Source organism: Actinomycetota bacterium, assembly GCA_005888325.1.
Lineage (GTDB): Bacteria > Actinomycetota > Acidimicrobiia > Acidimicrobiales > AC-14 > AC-14.
In genome coordinates this window covers 1-17,922 of sequence record VAWU01000026.1, presented here as the reverse complement: position 1 = coordinate 17,922, position 17,922 = coordinate 1, and the positions used below count along the sequence as shown (strand labels likewise).

Annotated in this window: 22 protein-coding genes; 9 read left to right on the top strand and 13 right to left on the bottom strand. The window is 70.5% G+C overall.

The annotated features are described in order from the left end of the window. Window positions 1–5 precede the first annotated feature (5 nt). The 3 genes from E6G06_09760 to E6G06_09750 are packed head-to-tail and all read left to right on the top strand — an operon-like array spanning window position 6 to window position 2,610. A complete protein-coding gene (locus tag E6G06_09760; protein ID TML91343.1) occupies window positions 6–782 on the top strand; it encodes an ABC transporter in 777 nt (258 codons plus the stop codon). Between the two features lie 26 nt (window positions 783–808). Next, complete coding sequence (locus E6G06_09755; GenBank protein ID TML91342.1) at window positions 809–1,834, top strand: aldo/keto reductase; 1,026 nt, start codon at window positions 809–811, stop codon at window positions 1,832–1,834. Window positions 1,835–1,836: 2 nt separating this feature from the next. After that, the gene (locus tag E6G06_09750; GenBank protein TML91467.1) at window positions 1,837–2,610 is read left to right on the top strand and encodes an enoyl-CoA hydratase/isomerase family protein; all 774 of its coding nucleotides are present in this window, start codon (window positions 1,837–1,839) and stop codon (window positions 2,608–2,610) included. Between the two features lie 9 nt (window positions 2,611–2,619). Here E6G06_09750 and E6G06_09745 read toward each other — a convergent pair whose 3' ends face one another. Genes E6G06_09745 through E6G06_09725 form a run of 5 tightly spaced genes read right to left on the bottom strand, consistent with a single transcriptional unit; the run spans window position 2,620 to window position 5,898 of the window. After that, entirely contained in the window at window positions 2,620–3,474 is an 855-nt protein-coding gene (locus E6G06_09745; GenBank protein ID TML91341.1) for an ABC transporter, read from the bottom strand. After that, window positions 3,474–4,430 (bottom strand): ATP-binding cassette domain-containing protein, encoded by a 957-nt coding sequence (locus E6G06_09740; GenBank protein ID TML91340.1) that lies wholly within the window; start codon window positions 4,428–4,430, stop codon window positions 3,474–3,476. Before E6G06_09740 ends, E6G06_09745 begins: the two co-directional genes overlap by 1 nt. Next, window positions 4,427–4,981: an activator of HSP90 ATPase gene (locus E6G06_09735; GenBank protein TML91339.1), complete on the bottom strand. Its 555-nt coding sequence runs from the start codon at window positions 4,979–4,981 to the stop codon at window positions 4,427–4,429. The genes E6G06_09740 and E6G06_09735 overlap by 4 nt, the downstream gene beginning before the upstream one ends. Next, window positions 4,894–5,241, bottom strand: coding sequence for a winged helix-turn-helix transcriptional regulator (locus E6G06_09730; GenBank protein ID TML91338.1), 348 nt, complete (start codon window positions 5,239–5,241; stop codon window positions 4,894–4,896). Before E6G06_09730 ends, E6G06_09735 begins: the two co-directional genes overlap by 88 nt. A gap of 36 nt (window positions 5,242–5,277) precedes the next feature. After that, complete coding sequence (locus E6G06_09725) at window positions 5,278–5,898, bottom strand: DNA-3-methyladenine glycosylase I (GenBank protein ID TML91337.1); 621 nt, start codon at window positions 5,896–5,898, stop codon at window positions 5,278–5,280. Window positions 5,899–6,007: 109 nt separating this feature from the next. Between E6G06_09725 and E6G06_09720 the strand changes: the two genes are divergently transcribed. Next, on the top strand, window positions 6,008–7,351 hold the full coding sequence (locus tag E6G06_09720; GenBank protein ID TML91336.1) for an alkaline phosphatase family protein: 1,344 nt from the start codon (window positions 6,008–6,010) through the stop codon (window positions 7,349–7,351). A 22-nt stretch (window positions 7,352–7,373) separates the two neighbouring features. Here E6G06_09720 and E6G06_09715 read toward each other — a convergent pair whose 3' ends face one another. The 4 genes from E6G06_09715 to E6G06_09700 are packed head-to-tail and all read right to left on the bottom strand — an operon-like array spanning window position 7,374 to window position 11,147. Then, window positions 7,374–8,564, bottom strand: coding sequence for an amidohydrolase (locus E6G06_09715; protein TML91335.1), 1,191 nt, complete (start codon window positions 8,562–8,564; stop codon window positions 7,374–7,376). Beyond that, window positions 8,564–9,772 carry a DegT/DnrJ/EryC1/StrS family aminotransferase gene (locus E6G06_09710; protein TML91466.1) on the bottom strand — a complete coding sequence of 403 codons (1,209 nt, stop codon included), beginning with the start codon at window positions 9,770–9,772 and terminating at the stop codon, window positions 8,564–8,566. The genes E6G06_09715 and E6G06_09710 overlap by 1 nt, the downstream gene beginning before the upstream one ends. Window positions 9,773–9,777: 5 nt before the next feature. Further along, the gene (locus tag E6G06_09705; protein TML91465.1) at window positions 9,778–10,608 is read right to left on the bottom strand and encodes an amidohydrolase; all 831 of its coding nucleotides are present in this window, start codon (window positions 10,606–10,608) and stop codon (window positions 9,778–9,780) included. Between the two features lie 29 nt (window positions 10,609–10,637). Further along, window positions 10,638–11,147, bottom strand: coding sequence for a MarR family transcriptional regulator (locus tag E6G06_09700; protein ID TML91334.1), 510 nt, complete (start codon window positions 11,145–11,147; stop codon window positions 10,638–10,640). A gap of 82 nt (window positions 11,148–11,229) precedes the next feature. Between E6G06_09700 and E6G06_09695 the strand changes: the two genes are divergently transcribed. Further along, the gene (locus E6G06_09695; protein ID TML91333.1) at window positions 11,230–11,559 is read left to right on the top strand and encodes a hypothetical protein; all 330 of its coding nucleotides are present in this window, start codon (window positions 11,230–11,232) and stop codon (window positions 11,557–11,559) included. Here E6G06_09695 and E6G06_09690 read toward each other — a convergent pair. Both E6G06_09690 and E6G06_09685 read right to left on the bottom strand, forming a co-directional pair. Further along, window positions 11,537–12,022 (bottom strand): hypothetical protein, encoded by a 486-nt coding sequence (locus tag E6G06_09690; protein ID TML91332.1) that lies wholly within the window; start codon window positions 12,020–12,022, stop codon window positions 11,537–11,539. The genes E6G06_09695 and E6G06_09690 overlap by 23 nt on opposite strands. Window positions 12,023–12,049: 27 nt before the next feature. Then, window positions 12,050–12,994 (bottom strand): SDR family NAD(P)-dependent oxidoreductase, encoded by a 945-nt coding sequence (locus tag E6G06_09685; GenBank protein ID TML91331.1) that lies wholly within the window; start codon window positions 12,992–12,994, stop codon window positions 12,050–12,052. 104 nt (window positions 12,995–13,098) lie between these two features. Here E6G06_09685 and E6G06_09680 point away from each other — a divergent pair, with 104 nt between their 5' ends. After that, complete coding sequence (locus tag E6G06_09680) at window positions 13,099–14,130, top strand: LLM class flavin-dependent oxidoreductase (GenBank protein ID TML91330.1); 1,032 nt, start codon at window positions 13,099–13,101, stop codon at window positions 14,128–14,130. 6 nt (window positions 14,131–14,136) lie between these two features. Then, window positions 14,137–15,261, top strand: a complete 1,125-nt coding sequence (locus E6G06_09675) for an aminotransferase class I/II-fold pyridoxal phosphate-dependent enzyme (protein TML91329.1) — start codon at window positions 14,137–14,139, stop codon at window positions 15,259–15,261. A gap of 18 nt (window positions 15,262–15,279) precedes the next feature. Here E6G06_09675 and E6G06_09670 read toward each other — a convergent pair whose 3' ends face one another. Continuing rightward, entirely contained in the window at window positions 15,280–16,062 is a 783-nt protein-coding gene (locus E6G06_09670) for a phytanoyl-CoA dioxygenase family protein (protein TML91328.1), read from the bottom strand. Between the two features lie 47 nt (window positions 16,063–16,109). Here E6G06_09670 and E6G06_09665 point away from each other — a divergent pair, with 47 nt between their 5' ends. Next, entirely contained in the window at window positions 16,110–17,057 is a 948-nt protein-coding gene (locus E6G06_09665) for a hypothetical protein (protein TML91327.1), read from the top strand. A 15-nt stretch (window positions 17,058–17,072) separates the two neighbouring features. Here E6G06_09665 and E6G06_09660 read toward each other — a convergent pair whose 3' ends face one another. Beyond that, window positions 17,073–17,480 (bottom strand): VOC family protein, encoded by a 408-nt coding sequence (locus E6G06_09660; GenBank protein ID TML91326.1) that lies wholly within the window; start codon window positions 17,478–17,480, stop codon window positions 17,073–17,075. A gap of 153 nt (window positions 17,481–17,633) precedes the next feature. Between E6G06_09660 and E6G06_09655 the strand changes: the two genes are divergently transcribed. Beyond that, window positions 17,634–17,849, top strand: coding sequence for a hypothetical protein (locus tag E6G06_09655; protein TML91325.1), 216 nt, complete (start codon window positions 17,634–17,636; stop codon window positions 17,847–17,849). The last annotated feature ends 73 nt before the right edge of the window (window positions 17,850–17,922 follow it).

Here is a 17,922-nt window from a genome sequence, read left to right as displayed (position 1 = left end):
AGGTCGTGCCGGTGATCGTGGCCCGCCGGCCGGTCCGGATCGTCGAGCGCAATGCCCTCGCGTACCGGCGCATCTGGTACGTGTTCCTCACCGGCTTCGCCGAGCCCGTCCTGTACCTGCTGTCGATCGGTGTGGGAGTGGGCCGGCTGGTCGGCGACCTGCCGGGGCCCGCAGGCCATCTGGTTCCCTACCGCACGTTCGTCGCGCCCGGGCTCCTCGCCTCGGCAGCGATGAACGGAGCCATCTTCGACACGACGTTCAACTTCTTCGTGAAGTTCAAGTACATGCACACCTACGACGCCATGCTCGCAACGCCCCTCCGCGTCCGCGAGGTGGCGACCGGTGAGGTCGTGTGGGCGCTGTTGCGGGGGACGATCTACGCGACCGGCTTCCTCGTCACCATGGTCGTGCTCGGTCTGGTGGACTCGGCCTGGGCCGTGCTCGCGGTCCCCGCCGCGGTGCTGATCGGGCTCGGCTTCGCGGGTGCGGGGCTGGCCGCCACCACGTGGATGCGCTCGTTCATCGACTTCGACTACGTGAACCTCGCCATCGTGCCGCTGTTCCTGTTCTCGGCGACGTTCTTCCCGTTGTCGCGGTACCCCCACGCGCTGGCCTGGGTGGTGCGTTGCACGCCGCTCTACCAGGGCGTCGCCCTCGAGCGCGGGCTCATTCTCGGCGACATGCAGTGGACGTTGTTGCTCCACGCCGCGTACCTCGGTGCGATGGGATGGGTCGGGATCCGCGTCGCGGCGGCGCGGCTGGGTCTGCTGCTGCAGCCGTGAGGCGCTCGACGCCTTAGGGTGCACGGATGACGCTTCCCGCACGCGCCCTCGGGCGAACCGGCCTCACCGTCTCCGCCCAGGGGCTCGGGTGCATGGGCATGAGCGAGTTCTACGGCCCCGGCGACGAGGCCGAGTCGATCGCCACCGTCCACCGCGCCCTCGACCTGGGAGTGACGTTCCTCGACACCGCCGACGTCTACGGCCCGTTCGTCAACGAGGAGCTGGTGGGCCGGGCCGTCCGCGACCGGCGCGACGACGTCGTGCTCGCCACCAAGTTCGGCATCGTGCGCGACCCCGACGACCCGCGGCGCCGGGGCCTCCGGGCCGACGCCGCCTACGTCCACGAGTCGTGCGAGGCGTCGCTCCGGCGGCTCGGTGTCGAGCACATCGACCTCTACTACCTGCACCGCGCCGACCCGGCCACGCCGATCGAGGAGACCGTGGGCGCGATGGCCGAGCTGGTGGCCGCGGGCAAGGTCGGCCACCTCGGCTTGTCGGAAGCCGCGCCCGAAACGCTGCGTCGGGCGGTCGCGGTGCACCCCATCGCCGCGCTGCAGAGCGAGTGGTCGCTGTGGAGCCGCGACCTCGAGGTCGACGTCGTGGCGACCGCGCGCGACCTCGGTATCGGCATCGTGCCCTACAGCCCGCTCGGCCGAGGCTTCCTCACCGGACAGCTCACTTCGCCCGACGATTTCGCCGCCGACGACTTCCGCCGCTTCCAGCCGCGGTTCCAGGGCGAGAACTTCGCCCGCAATCTCGAGCTCGTCGATCGGGTGAAGGACATCGCGTCCGAGAAGGGCTGCACCGCGGGCCAGCTCGCGCTCGCGTGGGTGCACGCGCAGGGCGACGACGTGGTTCCGATCCCCGGCACCAAGCGCCGCACGTACCTCGAGGAGAACGTGGCGGCGCTCGACGTGACCCTCGAGCCGGCCGACCTGGCGCGCATCGAAGCGGCGTTTCCCATGCGCGACGTGGCGGGCGACCGCTACCCCGACATGCGGTTCGTGGCGGGCACGACCCCGGAGGCCACGAGCAGAGCAACGGGGAGATGACCGTGGACAGCGTGGGTTACGCGCTCGAAGGCCACATCGCCACCATCACCTACAACCGTCCGGACGCGCTGAACGCGATCAACGCCGACATGCGCGCCGGCCTGAACGATGCATTCGCGCGCTTCCGTGACGACGACGACGCGTGGGTGGCCATCGTCACGGGCGCGGGACGGGCCTTCTGTGTCGGCGCGGACATGAAGGACGGGCAGGGTGCCGCGGGCGACTTCCCCGGCACCTTCTGGGAGAAGCCGACGCTGAACTCGTTCGAGAGCGGATGGGAGATCTTCAAGCCGGTCATCGCCGCGGTCAACGGCTACTGCCTCGGCTACGGGCTCACGCTGGTGAGCTGGTGCGACTTCGTCGTCGCCAGCGAGCACGCGGTCTTCGGCTTTCCGGAGGTGAAGCTCGGTGTGCCCACCATCGTCGGTGCCATACGCCTCCCGGCGCGCCTCGGGTGGCAGCGCGCGATGGAGCTGCTGCTCACGGGCGACCGAATCGACGCGGTGCGTGCCCGCGAGATCGGCCTGGCCGGTTGGGTCGTCCCCCACGACGACCTCATGCCCGAAGCCCGACGCCTGGCCGACCGCCTGGTCGCGGCGGCGCCGCTGGCGGCGCGCGCCACCAAGGAGGTGGCGATGCGCGCGCAGCACCTCCCGCCGTTGGAGGCCATCCGCTTCGGCGAGACGATGCGCAAGGTCGCCGCCGCCACCGACGACGCCGCGGAAGGTGCGCGGGCCGCCCGCGAGGGTCGAGCCCCTCAGTGGCGGGGGCGATGAGCAGCCGTCTCAGCGGCGCTCGTCGACCCGCTGACCGGTGTGACGGCGGAACTCGTAGGTGCCGACGGTGAGGCACGCGGCCGCGAACAGAACCAGCACGCCGAGCGAGGTCAGCACCCCGACTCGCCAGCCGTCGAGCACGAGGATGCGCATGGCTTCGATCGCGTAGGTGAGGGGGTTGAGTCGAGCGACCGCGGCCATCCACGCGGGCATGGCGTCGACCGGCACGAACGCGTTGCTCATGAACACCAGCGGCAGGGTGACGAAGCCGGTGATGGCGAAGAAGGTGCCGTGGGTGGGGACGCGGTAGGCGAGGCCCATGAACACCGCGGTGGACGCCATGCTCAGCACGCCGGCAACGGCGAGTATCGCGATCGCGCCGAGCGGGCCCGCCGCGATGCCCGCTCCGATGATGACCGCCACCACGAACACGAGCACGACCTGCGCGCAGCCCAGCGCGAACTGGAACACGAAGCGGCTCACGATCAGCGAGCTCCGGGCGATCGGCATGCTCAGCAACTTGTCGAGGTAGCCCGTCTCCTTGTCCCAGAGCATCGGCATGGCGCCGCTGACCGCGTTGGTGACGACGGTCAGCGAGATGACGCCGGGCAGCATGAACCCGATGTAGTTCGAGGTGCCGATCACCTTGGCATCGACGGCACGCTCGATCCCGCTGCCGAAGAACACCAACCAGAGCGCGGGTTGACAGACGCTGAAGACCAGGTTGAGACGGTCACGACTCAGCTGGATGAACCAGCGCCGGGCGAGCGCGGCGACCTCCTGCGCCCACGGGCGCGACTCCGTGTCTCGTTCGGTTCCGATCGCCGCGGTCGTCGCCGGCGCGTGGACGGCCTGGTCGACCATCAGGCGCTCACCTCCATCTCCCGCAGCTCCCGCCCGGTGTGGAGCAGGAACACGTCGTCGAGGGTGGGCTGGCTGTACGTCACGCGCTCCAACTCGACGCCGTGGTCGAGCGACACGCGCATGACCGCCGGAAGCGCCACGGACGCGTCGTCGACGTAGACGTGCACGTCACCGGAGTCCGTCACGACAAAGCGCTGCACCCACGCCTCGTCCTCGATCGCGGCCCGCAGCCGATCGGCCGCGCGGGTCGTGACCTGCACGACGTCGGCTCCGATGGCCCGCTTGAGCTCGGCGGGCGAACCCGTCACCACGGTGCGGCCGTCGTCGATGATCGTGAGGCGATTGCAGAGCCGGTCGGCCTCGTCGAGGTAGTTGGTGGCCAGCAGCACGGTCGTCCCCTGATCGCGCAGACCCCGGATGTGGTCCCACATGCGGTGGCGCGACTGCACATCGAGCCCGAGGCTGGGCTCGTCGAGCACGAGCACCTCGGGCCGGTGCAGCAAGCCGCCGGCCAGGTCGAGGCGCTTGCGCATGCCGCCGGAGTACTCCGCGATGAGCCGGTCGGCATGCGGCAGGAGACCGACGAGGTCGAGCACCTCCTCGGCCCGCTCGCGGCAGAGGCGGCGGGGCACGTGGCGCAGGGCCGCCTCGAGCTCCACGTTCTCGCGCCCGGTGAGCAGGTGGTTGGTCTGCAGCGCCACGTTCTGCATCACGTAGCCGATGCGTCGGCGAACCTGACCGGGTTGCCGGGTGACGTCGAAGCCGCAGACGCGGGCCGAGCCGGACGTGGGCGCGAGCAGCGTCGTCAACATCCGGATGGTGGTGGTCTTGCCCGCGCCGTTGGGTCCGAGCAACCCGAAGACGTCGCCCGCCTCGACGTGGAGGTCGAGGGCGTCGACAGCCCGCCGGGCGCCGAACGACCGCGTGAGGGCCTCGGCTTCGATGACGAGGGTCATGGCGCGGCTTCGGGTGTCGCGGCGAAGTGCTCGTCGAACCAGCCGAGCAGGGTGATCCACCCGAACCTTCGTCTCTGGGCGGCGACGTCAGGCGGGAGGCGGTCGAGGCCGCGGTGCTCGAGCGTGACGCGCGTTCCCGCGTCGACGGGTACGAAGCGCACCTCGACCTCCGTCGCGGGCGCGGGTGGTGAGCTCGACAGCAGGTCGGAGAACACGAGACGTTCGCCCGGCTCCCACACCAGCACCCGGCCCCACTCGACGCCCTCACCCGTCGCCGGGTCGTGCACCTCGAGGAAGCGGCCGCCGACGCCGGGCTCGAACCGCACGCCGACCGCCCGCTTCGGGTCCGTGAAGCTGTGGGGCCCGCGCTTGTACCAGGTGTCGATGCCCGCGGTGAAGAGCTCGAAGGCGGTGGTCGGGTCGACGTCGACCTCGACGCTCGCGGTGACCGACGCGCGGTCGCTCACACCGCCCCGCCCCGCGTGCGCTCGGCGTGGGCCTTGAACGAGCCGAGCTGCTCGGCCCAGAACGCCTGCACCTGGTCGAGCCATGCCTGAAGGGCGACGAAGCGCTCGGGACGCAGGCGGTAGACGCGCAGGCGGGCGTCGTCGTCGACCAGCTCGGCCTCGACCAGTCCGCTGGCACGCAGCACGCGGAGGTGACGGCTCATCGCCGGTGCGCTCATCTCGACCGTCGCGGCCAGCTCGCCCGCCCGCCGCGGGCCGGCGCGGAGCAGGTCGACGACCTTGCGACGCGTGGGATCGGCGAGCGCGGAAAGCGTGGAGTCGAGGTCCGGGCCGAGATCGTTCACGTTGTGGTGAATGATTGTCGGAACGGCAACGGGTTGTCAAGGGCGCACGAGCGCGGCCCGGAGCGACTCGACCCGCGCCCGGGCCGGGCACCGGGCGAGGTGGTCGTTCACCACGCCGAGGGACTGCATCGCGGCATACGCGGTCGTCGGCCCCACGAAGCGGAAGCCACGGCGGCGGAGCTCCTTGGACAACTCGGTCGACTCGGGCGTCGACGCCGGGAGGTCAGCGAGCGCCCGTGGAGCGCGGTGCGCCCGGCTTCCGGCGCGGGCGCCGCCCACCTGCGGCTCGTGCCGCCACAGCAGCGCGGCGAGCGACTCCCCGTCCGCGTGCATCTCCCGCACCGCCCGGGCGTTGGCGACGGTGGCCTCGATCTTGCCGCGGTGGCGCACGATGCTCGCGTCCGCCAAGAGCCGCTCGACGTCGCGCGCTCCGAACGCGGCCACGGTCTCCGGGACGAACCCGCGGAACGCGCGGCGGAACGCGTCGCGCTTGCGGAGGATGGTGAGCCAGGACAGCCCGCTCTGGAATCCCTCCAGGCACAGCTTCTCGAGGATGGCGACGTCGTCGACGACCGGCACGCCCCACTCCTCGTCGTGGTAGCGCCGGTTCTCCGGGGGCTCCACCGCCCACGGGCAGATGCCGTCCGTCGTGACCATCAGTCTCGACAACTCCTCGTCATACGCGGGCGAACGTTACCGGTCACGGCACTAACTTGAGCGCGGTGCCGCCCGCCCGCCAGCCTCGACGAAGCCGCAGGGCGGGGCCGTGACACTGCCGCGCCGCAGCTTCTTGATCGGCGCCGGTGCCGCGGCCGCGGGGCTTGCGCTCGGTGGGTGCTCGCCGTCGGCGCCGTCGCCGCCTCCCGCGCGGAACCCGAGCACCGTGCGCCGGCGAGCAGGCGACCGTCCCGACCCCTCGCGGCCCGAGGGCACCGACACGCTGCCGGCCATCGAGCACGTCGTGGTGGTGATGATGGAGAACCACTCCTACGACAACTACCTCGGCATGCTCGGTCGCGGCGAGGGTTTCACGGTGGGATCGGACGGCAAGCCCACCAACGCGTGTCCCGATGCGGGGGGCACGCCGCTGCGTGCCTTCCACATGGCCAACACCTGCCAGCTCGCCAAGGAGCCGAGCCAGGCGTGGAACGCGACGCATGCGCAATGGAACAACGGCGCGATGGACGGCTTCGTGCGCAGCGACAGCGGCCCGGTGGCGATGGGTTACTGGACCGGAGCCGACCTCCCCTTCTACTACGGGTTGGCGAACACGTTCCCGGTCTGCGACCACTGGTTCGGGTCGTGCATGGGCCAGACCTACCCCAACCGCCGCTTCCTCCTCGCGGGCACGGCGCGGGGGAACATCGACACGGACAACGCGACGCTCAACGACTTCCCGCCTCCGAACGGCACCATCATGGAGCTGCTCAGCAGGCACGGGATCACCTGGCGCAACTACTTCACCGACCTGCCGACGACCGCGTTGTTCCCGCCCGTGGCCACCGCCAACGGAGACAAGGTGGTGAACGTCGACCGCTTCTTCGTCGACGCGGCGGCCGGGGCGCTGCCCGCGTTCAGCCTGGTCGACCCCAATTTCGACCACGGCTCCGAAGAGAACAGCTCCGACATCACGGTTGGTGAGTCGTTCGTGGCCAAGGTGGTCGACGCGGTGATGAAGGGCCCGGGGTGGTCGAAGACGGTGCTCGTGTGGACCTACGACGAGCACGGGGGCTACTACGACCACGTCGCGCCCCCGCGGGCGGTGCCCCCCGACGACGTCGGCCCTCGCCTGAAGGCCGGCGACACTCCGGGTGGCTACGACATCTACGGGTTCCGCGTGCCCGCCGTCGTCGTGTCGCCGTACGCGAAGAAGAGCTACGTGTCACGCGTGGTGCACGACCACACGTCGATCCTCAAGCTGCTCGAGACCAAGTACAACCTGCCCGCCCTCACCGACCGCGACGCCGCCGCCGACGCCCTCCTCGACTGCCTCGACATCGGATCGTCACCCGCGTTCGCGACCCCACCGACGCTGCCCGCGCCGAGGAACCCGAGCGTGACGACGCCACTGTGCGACGCGCCCGGTCCCGTCCCCAACCCGGACGGCTGACGTCAGGCGCTCGGCGCGGCGCTCACGGCCGAAAGAACGCGGGACTGGTGGCGCCGGCCGGGATGGAGTCGAGCGGTGTGTCGAGCTCGTCGACCGTCGGCCCCACCCGCGCCGCGATCGGAGCCAGCGCCTCGAGGTCGAACCCGTACACTGCCGCCGCGTTCCCCGCGAGCACCTGTTGGAGCTCGGACGGGTCGGTGCCCGCGAAGGCGCGCCGCAAGCCCTCTCGCGTGTAGGGGTAGGTGCTCTCGTGATGCGGGTAGTCGCTGCCCCACATGTACCGGTCGAGCCCGATGTTGTGTCGTGACGCGGCCTCGACGGGGCTCGGGAAGCTGGCGCCCACCCAGCAGTTGCGAGCGAAGTACTCGCTCGGTGCGAGCGGCAGCACCTCCTCGGGCGTGTACTTCAGCTCGCCGATGCGACCCGTCTTCATCTGCGCGTGGTACCCGTCGAGCTGGGCGAGGAGCGGCGGGATCCACGACGCGCCCTGCTCGGTGACGACGAAGCGAAGACGCGGGAAGCGCTCGAACACGCCGCCGAGGAGCAGGTGGGTGAGCGCGCGCCGGGAGAAGAACGTCGTCTCCGCGATCCACAGCACGCCGGCGACCGGATAGGGGCCGTAATCGGGCGACCCCCCGCCGGAATGGTGGTTCACGACGACATCGAGCTGCTCGCACACGGCCCACAAGGGGTCGAAGTCGGGAGCGTAGAGGGGCTTGATCCAGTCGACGTCGGGCGGGACGGCAGGCAGCAGCACGCCCCCGCGCAGCCCGTGCGCATGGGCGAAGCGGACGTCGGCGATCGCCTCGTCGACGTCGTTGAGGAACAGCTGCGCGATCCCCGCCCGGCGGGCGCCATGCTCGGCGCACCAGGCGGCGAGCCACCGGTTGTGGGCGCGAATGCCCGCCAGGCGCAGCTCGAGCTCCTCCGGTCGGGGCGGCCGGGCCACGAGCGCACCGGTGGGGAAGAAGGGCGGCACGGTGTTCGGGAACACCACCTCGGCCACCACGCCGTCGGACTCCTGCTCGCTGATGCGCCGCTCGTTGTCCCAGTTGCGGGTGCGGCCACCCCGCTGCAGGTCGCGGAACGGGTTGCTGTACGCCCCGCGCCAGCGCTCGAACTCGTCGACGTATGCCGGGTCGAGGTGCTCGCGGTACATCTCCATGTTGCCGCCGGCGTGGCAGTCCGCGGAGATGAGGGTGTAGCGCTCCATCAGCGGTGCTCCTCGAGGAACGCATCGACGGTGTCGCACAGGTAGTCGACGTCGGCATCGTCCATCGCGTGATGACACGGCAGGATCAGCCCCTGCTCCATGACGGCATCCGCATGCGGCAAGCCGTCGGGCGGCGCGCGATGGGGTACTCCCTTGAACGCGGGCTGACGCAGCACGTTGCCTGTCCAGACCATTCTGGTGTCGATGCCGTTGGCCTCCATGTGCTGCTGGAAGCGCGCCCGCCGCACGCCGCTGTCGGACCGGAGCAGGACAGGGAACATGTGCCAACCGGTGTCGAGCCCCTCCTGCGTGCGGGGCAGCACGAACACGTCGGGATACGCGGCGAAGCGCTCGCACAGGCGAGCGAAGTTGCGCTTGCGGCGCGCGAGGAAAACGGGCAGCTTGCGTAACTGCACGAGCGCGAACGCGGCGGAGAGCTCGGAGGGCTCGAAGTTCCACCCCAGCTCGTCGAAGATGAACAGGTTGTCGTACTCGAGGCCGTCGTCGAGCTGCGAGAAGAACCGCTTGTCGCCGCGCTTCGACCCGAAGAGCTGCGCCTCGGACCGCCTCCCCCACCGACGCAACAGCAGGCAACGGTCGGCCCGGTCGTCGTCGTCCACGAGCACCATGCCGCCCGTGCCGGCACCCGTGATGATGTGCGACAACGCGAAGCTCGTCACGCTGATGTCCGACCGCGTGCCCGTCGGCGCGCCCCGCAACCTCGACCCCAGCGCGTCGCAGGAGTCCTCCACGACCTGCAGCCCGTACCGGTCGGCGATCCCGCGGATGCTGTCCCAGTCCGGTGCGTTGCCGATCAGGTTCGGCGCGAGGATCGCCCTGGTCCGGTCGGTGATCATCGCCTCGATCCAGGCGACGTCGATGTTGTAGGTGTCGCGCTCGACGTCGACGAACGCCGGCACCAACCCGGCCCGCACGAGCGGCGCGATGTCGGTCGAGAAGGTCACCGCCGAGGTGATGACCTCGTCGCCCGGCGCCAGTTGCAGGAGCTCGACGGCGAGGTACAGCGCGGACGACCCCGAGTTGCACATGATTCCGCGGCGCTTGCCGAACAGCTCGGCCACCTGCTGCTCGAGCCCTCGCACGCTCCGCCCGATCCGCAACGCCGTGGGCCCGCCGCGCAGCACCTCGACGACCGCGTCGATCTCCGACTCGTCGTGCACGCTGCCGGCGTAGGGGATCGTGCGCACGGTCGTCACCCGTCCAGCTTGAAGACGCGCTGCGCGTTCTCACGCAGGAACTTGGGCCACACGTGGTCGCGGAACGGAACGTCGGGCAGCTCGGCGAAGATGCGATCGAGGCTCAAACCCATCGGGTAGTACCCCGCGTACATGACCTTGTCCGCGCCTCGCGTGTTCGCGTAGTCGATGATCGCCTTCGGGTAGTACCTGGGGGCGAACGCGCTCGTCATGTAGAAGAGCCCGGGCCACTTCAGCATGAGCTTCACTGCCAGCTCCTCCCACGGCTCGGCGCCGTGGCGCATCACGATGCGCAGCTCGGGGAAGTCGTAGCAGACCTGGTCGAAGTGCATCACGTCCTGGCACGACGACGGCAGACGGGGACCGGCGATGCCCGCGTTGGCGATGATCGGGATGTCGAGGTCGATGCAGGTCTGGTACACGGGGTAGTAGCGGCGATCGCTGACGGGCACCTGCGGGTTGCAGCCCGCGGGGAACGTCGTGACCGCCTTGATGCCGTGCTCCCCGTGCGCGCGCCGGATGCGCCCGACGGTCTTGGTGATCGCGTTGGGGTCGACCTCGAGGCTGGCGACGAACCGCTTCGGGTGATCGGCCAACGCTCGCTTGGTGACATCGGCGCCGATCCCGACGAGCCCCATGGCGACTCCGTGCGCGTCCATCGCGGCCAGCGTCACCTCGACCGGGTCCTGGCCCTCCTCCACGTAGTTCGGGACACCCTTGAACATGTACTCGGCCGGGAACTCCATCCCGCGGCTCTCGTCGTCCCGCAGCTGCGTCTTCAGGAAGTCGTAGTGGCGACGGGCCTCGGCGCTCGGAAAGCCGATCATGAGGTCGATCACCCCGATGTCGGTGGGCATCATCTCGCCAGCTTCTCCTTCTCGGTGTCCGGCTTGTTCGTGTCCGCGTCGGCGACGGTGCGGTAGTGGACCGAGCGCAGGTCGTCGACCAGTCGCCCCAGGAGACGCGCGAGCGCGGCGCGGTCGGCCACCGACCAGGCGTCGAGGACGTCCTCCATGTGGCGGTCGCGCACCTCGGCGATCCGGCGGCGGATGGCGCGACCCTTGGGCGTCACCCGCACGACGGTGACGCGGCCGTCGCCGGCGCTGGAACCGCGGGTCACGAGGCCCTCGGCCTCGAGTTGGCGGATCTGGCGGCCGGTCGCGGCGGGGTCCATGTCGGTCACCTTGGCCAGCTCGCCCAGCGATGAGGGTCCCTCCTCCTGGATGCGGCGGAGCAGCACGAACCCGGGTTGTGAGATGACCACCCCGGCGGCGGCCGCCTGGCGGGCGTGCACCTTCCGGCTCGCGTTCAGCCGGAACAGCATCTCCAGGGCCCGTTCGACGGCGTCGAGGTGGTCCATCGCCATCGTCGGGACGCTAGGAAAGTTGTAGGACTCTGTCAATTAGTTCCCCCGGGGAGGTGCGCCACCGGTGCCGTAGAGTGCAGCCGTGCCCGAGCGCCGAGACGACCGTGTGCTGGGTGACGTCGGCAGCCGCGTGGTGTTCGAGGACGAGCATGTCCGTGTGTGGCAGCTGCGGCTGGCGCCCGGCGAGGACAGCGCCATCCACCGCCACGAGCTCGACCATCTGCTCATTCAGGTCGCCGGCGATCGCATCGCGGTGATCCCCGAGCCCGACAGCGAAGGCCCCTTCCGCGACTACCTCGAGGCCGACGTGGTGCCCGGCGCGATCGTGCACGTCGCGCGGGGCGGCGTCGAGACGGCGCGCAACGTCGGACGCGAGCAGTACCTCGAGGTCATCGTCGAGCTGAAGGACTAGACGAGCGGGGCCGCAGCGCCAGGGAGGCCACGACCGCGAGCGCCGCACCCCATGCCAGCTCGCGGCGGAGGTACGCCGGCGCCTCGACCCCTTCCTGCACCGCATGGTGCAGCTGCTGGAGCGCCCGAGGCACCGGGTTGCGGCCGAAGAACAGGAGCGTCGGCTTGTCGACGTCGAGGACGGCGGCCCCGAGCGCACCGGCGACCACCGACAGCACGGACGAACGGCTCCGGCGTCGTGCCGCGACGACTGCGCCGGCGAGGACGCCCAGCCCGATGAGCGCGTCGCCGACCGCGGCCCGCAGGAAGCGGGCGTCGTGCACGGCGTTCCCGGGGTAGCCCCAATGCCGGCAGCAGTCCATCGGCAGATGCGTCGCGAAGCCGACGACGAACGCGAGCGCCGGCCGGTCGGGGCACGCGGCCCCGACCGTGACGCCGGCCAGAACGTGGTTCGTCGCGAACATCCGAAGGAGCTCGGCCTCGGCCTCGCTTCAGCCCTCGATGCCGACGAGCCGCTCCGACAGCTCCCACAACGCAGCTGCACGGGCTGGGTCGAGCGCGTAGGGCCGCACCCCGACGGGGGCTGCGGGATCGTCGGTCGGCTCGGCGATGCCGCAGTTCTCGAGGTACAGCCCACCCCGGCCGTCGAGCTCCGCCGCGGTGGCCGCCCACACCGACGTGGCCGCGCCTTCGGGCACCGACTTCCACTTCATCTCCTGCCCGGGCGGCATCGAGGCGACGAGGGTGGACAGGCTCTCGTCGGTGAGATGGCGGCCCAGCTCGGTTCTGATCGATCCGGGGTGCACGGCAAAGGCACGCACACCGCGATCGGCGAAACGGTGATCGAACTCGACTGCGAACAGGATGTTGGCGGTCTTCGCCCGCCCGTAGCCGAGCCACGGCTCGTACGGCGTGCGTTCGAAGTTGGGGTCGTCGAGGTCCACGTCGCTGAACCGGTGCCCTCGCGAGCTGAGCGACACGACGCGGGCCGGCGCGGCGGCGACGAGCGCGGGTGCGAGCAGGTTCGCGAGCAGGAAGTGCCCGAGGTGGTTGGTGCCGAACTGCAGCTCGAAGCCGTCGGCGGTGGTGCCGAAGGGGCAAGCCATGACACCGGCGTTGTTGACGAGCACGTCGAGACGGTCATGGTCGGCGAGGAAGCCGGCGGCGCATGCCCGAACGCTCGCCAACGAGGCGAGCTCGAGCTCGCGCACCTCGAGGTCGGCAGCCGGCACCGTCGTGCGGATGCGCTCCACCGCCGCCCCACCGCGATCGAGGTCGCGCACCGCCATGGTGACGGCCGCGCCGTGGGAGGCGATGGACCTCGCGGTCTCCTCGCCCAAGCCGGTCGACGCACCGGTGACGAAGACCCGCCGGCCCCGCAGGTCGACACCCTCGAGCACATCGTCGGTCGTGCTGTTCGCTCCGAAGCTCGCCATCGCGGCAGCCTCCCACGAGGGAGGAGAATGTCGCGTGCTTCTTGGTGCGCTGACCCACCACAGCGGTGGTTGGGCGGACCAAGAACGGCTCCGGTGAGTGCGGGATGATGAGGCCCGTGCCCCTCGAGCTCTTCACCCTGAGCATCCCCGAGACCGGCTTCGCGGAGAAGCTCGCTCAACGGGCCGAGGCCGGCGGCTGGGACGGGATCGCGCTCACCGACTCGCAGAACCTGGTGGGCGACCCGTTCGTGGCGATGGCCCTCGGCGCCAAGGTCACCCAGCACCTGAAGTTCATGACCGGGGTGACCAACCCCGCGACCCGCCATCCCGCCGCGCTCGCGACCGCGATCGCCACCGTGCATGAGGTCTCGAACGGACGGGCGGTGCTCGGCATCGGCCGCGGCGACACCGCGCTCTTCCACCTCGGACGTCCTCCGATGAAGGTCGAGGACTTCTTCGCCCGCATCCGCGAGGTCCACGCGTACCTCCGCGGTGAGACGCTCGAGCTGAACGGGCACCCCAGCCGCCTGCGCTGGCTCGACCGGGCGCGCCAACCCGCGGTGCCGATCGACATCGCCGCCTCGGGACCGAAGGTGATCGCCTTCGCGGCGGGCACGGTCGAGCGGGTCACGTTCGCGGTCGGCGCGGATCCCGATCGATTGTCGTGGGCGCTCGAGCTGGCGCGCGCCTCGATGCGCGCCGCGGGACGGTCCGACTCGGATGTCTCGTTCGGGGCCTACGTGAACGTCGGGTGCCATCCGGACGCCGGCGCGGCGCGCGATCTCATTCGCGGCGGCATCGCCGCGTTCGCCCACTTCTCGGCCATGCCGGGCTCGACCGGTGCGGGCCTCGGCGAGCGCGACCGAGAGGTGGTGGCCGAGGTCGGTCGCCGGTACGACAGCAACCGCCACTTGTCGAACGCGGCAGACCATTCGAGTGTGCTCCCCGACGCGTTCGTCGACCGCTTCGCGGTGGTGGGCGGTGCCGACGTCTGTGCCCGGCGGCTGCTCGACCTGGCGGCGCTCGGGCTCGATCGCCTCGTGATCACAGGCCCGACGATCGACGCCGACCCGACCGCCGCGCGCGTGCACCACGGCCTCGTCGGCGAGGAGCTGCTCCCCGCGCTGCGGGGCTAAAAGCGCGTGCGCTATCGACGGATGCCGATCGAGGTCGAGTCGCCGGAGCAGCTGGGTTACGACACCATCACCAACAACCTCTCCGAGAGCTCAGTCGCCGATCGCCGTCTCTCCGACCTCGGCCTCGAGCTCGAGCTGGACGACCTGCTGCTCTGCTACGGCGACCACCTCGGCGACGCCGCGCTGCGCGAGGTGATCGCCTCGGGTGGGGACGGCCTCCGCCCCGACGATGTGCTCGTCACCCCGGGGGCCGCGGCGGCTCTGTTCTGCACCGCCACCTCCCTGCTCGACCCCGGCGACCACGTGGTCGTGGTGCGCACCAACTACGCCACCAACCTCGAGACGCCGCGCGCGATCGGCGCCGAGGTCGACGTCGTCGACCTCGCCTTCGACCACGGCTGGCAGCTCGACGTCGGGCAGCTCGCGGCTCGGGTGCGGCGCGGCACGACCCGGCTGATCAGCGTCACTTGTCCGCACAACCCGACAGGCACGATGCTCGACGTCGAATCGCTGCACGCGCTGGTCGACCTCGCGGAACGGTCGGGTGCCGTGCTGCTCGTCGACGAGACCTACCGCGACCTCACCCATGCGGAACCGCGTCGGCTGCCGATGGCGGCCGACCTGTCGACGCGGGCCGTCAGCGTGTCGTCCATGTCGAAGGCGTACGGGCTGCCCGGCCTGCGCGTCGGTTGGGCCGTGTGCCGCGACCCCGGGCTCGCGGAGACGCTACTGGCCGCCAAGGAGCAGGTGGTGATCTGCGGTCCGACGCTCGACGAGGCCATCGCCGCCCGCGTGCTCGCGGCCCGGCCGCAGATCCTGCCGGCGATCCTCGACGGGGTCCGGGCCCATCTCGCGATCGTGCGCGACTGGCTGGCCGCTCAGGACACGTTCGAGTGGGTCGAGCCCACCGGTGGCGTCGTCGGCCTCGTGCGGGTCCGGCCCGAGATCGAGATCGACACCGCGTGCTTCTACCGGACCCTGCTCGCCGAGCACGGCACGTACGTCGGCCGCGGCCACTGGTTCGAGCTCGACGATCGCCACTTCCGGCTCGGGTTCGGATGGCCGACGACCGCGGAGCTCAGCGCCGGCCTTGTCGCTCTCTCGCGATCCGCGGCGGCCGCCTGCGCGTGACCGGACGGGTCACCCGGCTCAACTCGACGTTGCGGCCGCGCCCGCGTCCTCCAGGAGCTTGCGCGGATGGCGCCCGTCGACGTAGCCGATGAACGGCGGGTAGATGTTGTAACCCAGCAGCTCTTGCAGTCGCGTCGGCAGCGAGCGGGCCGCCTCCGGAGGCACCGCAAGGACATGGTTCTCGACGGGCCGGAGCCAGGCCGCGGCGTAGTGGAGCACGACGCCGAGGCGCGTGCGGTCGGTGCGGTTGGCACCACCGCCGTGCCACACGCTGCCGAGATAGAGCAGCGCGGTGCCGGCGGGCATCTCGATCGATACCGTCGACGTGTCAGCATCGGGTCGCTCGTCGATCCAACGATGACTGCCGGGCACGATTCGGGTCGCACCGTTCGCGTCGGTGAAATCCTCCAACGGCCACATCACGTTGACGACGAGCTCGGCGTGCGGACGCGGCAGCGGGTAGATCGCGTCGTCGGGGTGCAGCGGCTGCGCGGTCTCGCCCGGGCCGATCGCGATGCCTGCCGGCGCGCTGAGCTGGTAGTGCCCGAGCACGCGATCGAGCACCGCGAGCACGACCGGATGGATCGCGAGCGGGTCGAGCGTGCGGGTCTTGGCGAAGAGCGCATAGACCCGCTGCGTGCGCCGACCTTCGAAGTCGTCGCGCCCCGACGGTGTGCGCTCGAGGATCGCCTCGAGGTCGGCCCTGGCCGCCGCGACCTGGTCGGGCTCGAGGGCGCCCGGGACCGTGGCGTAGCCATCCTGAGTGAGTCGGGCGACGATCTCCTCTACCATCACGTCCACCTGCTCCCTCCCTAAGGGAATGTCAAAGGCTAACCCTCCAGAAGGGAATGTCAAGGGGTGAACGTGCGGTGACAGGGCTGAACGCGACCCAGGGCTCGCTGCTGGGCTTCCTCCACGACGGTCCCCGCACCGGGTGGGATCTCCTGCAGGAGGTCGAGGGCGGGCTCTCACGGTTCTGGAACATCACCTCGAGCCACGTCTACCGGGAGCTTCGCGCCCTCGAAGCGCGGCGGCTCATCCGGGCCGGCGCGCCGGGGGCACGCGACCGGCGGCCGTACACGCTCACCGCCGCGGGCAGGCGGGAGTTCAGGGCGTGGATCGCGCAGGCGCCGGGGCCGGAGCAGATTCGGTTCCCGCTCCTCGTCACGTTGTGGTTCGGGCGTCACCTCGACGACGACACGCTGGCGGGCTTCCTCGAGGACAGCCGCCGCGAGCACGAGCAGCGGCTCGACCTCTATCGGGCGGTCGCGGCGCACGTTCCCGCGGCCGATCCCCACACCGCCGCGGTCGTCGCCTTCGGCCTCGCCTACGAGCAGGCCATCCTCGGATGGCTCGACGATCTCCGCGTGCCGGCGGGCGTGCGTCCGTCCGGTGCCCGCCTCGGCCGATCGACCGCGCCACCGGTCGCGGTGGCGGTCCACTTCGTCGAATGTGTCAACCGACGAGACCTGCACGGCATCGCCCGTCTCCTCACGGAGGACCACGAGCTGCGCGTCTTCGACGAGCCGCCGCTCGTCGGGCGCGAGAAGAACATCGAGGCCTGGCGCGGCTACTTCAAGAGCTTTCCCGACTACACGATCCATCCCCACGCGATCAACGAACGTGAAGGTGCCGTCGCCGTGCTCGGCCACACGACCGGCTCCCACCTCGGGCTGCCCGACGAGAAGGAGCGGCGACGCACCCTCATCTGGCTCGCGGTCGCTTCACGCGGCCGCGTGCGGTCGTGGACGCTCATCGAGAACAACCGCCAGAACCGCGACCGGTTCGGGCTGTGATCCCTGGAGCCGCGCTCAGTCGTGCAGGTGAGTGGCGACGAACCACACGATCCCGAACGGGTCGGCGATGCTGACCTCGCGGTCGCCGTAGGGCTGGTCCTGGATGGGGTAAAGCACGCGAGCCCCGGCTGAGGTGGCTTTCGCCAGCACCGCGTCGACGTCCTCGACGTACAGGTGCATGCCCACCGGGGGAAGCCGGTCGAGGTCGAGGTCGTTGCGTTCCGAGTTCTCGCCGATCTCGACCGCCGCGCCACCGATGCGCAACTTCGCATGCACGACTCGCCCGCCATCCTCGTGACGCATCGTCTCGGTGGCACCGAAGACCTCCTTGTAGAAGTCGATCGCCGCGTTCGAGTCCCGAACGATGAGGTACGGCGTCACCGCCGACAGGCCCTCTGGGATGTGGCTCACGCTCGTGGTCATGGCAGTCCTTTCCAGGTCGGATGCGAGATGGGTACGGAAGCTCGCCCGGGCTCCTGCCCGCATTCCTCCGGCATCCCACCTATTCAACTGCCGATCGGGCAAAGGGTTGCGGGACGGCTTCGGCACCGCCCCGGTCCTTGACATGATCGGGAGATGGCGACGACGGCCGACGAGGCGATCCGCGCCGCACACGCGTGGTTCGAGGTGAACAGCGGCTGGGCGCCACCCGACCCGACCACGCTGGACGAGTGGATGGCCGACGGCGTGTGCCGGTGCCCCGACGATTGCCTCGTGGCCCCTGACGCCTGGTGCGAGCACGGGCTGGCCTCGTGGTGGCTGATCCTCGACGCCATCGGCGACGCCGAGTGATCGGAAGCGGGTTCGCCTGACGATCGCGCGACGATGGCGGATGGGCGATATCCCGCCGGTCGTCGACAACGAG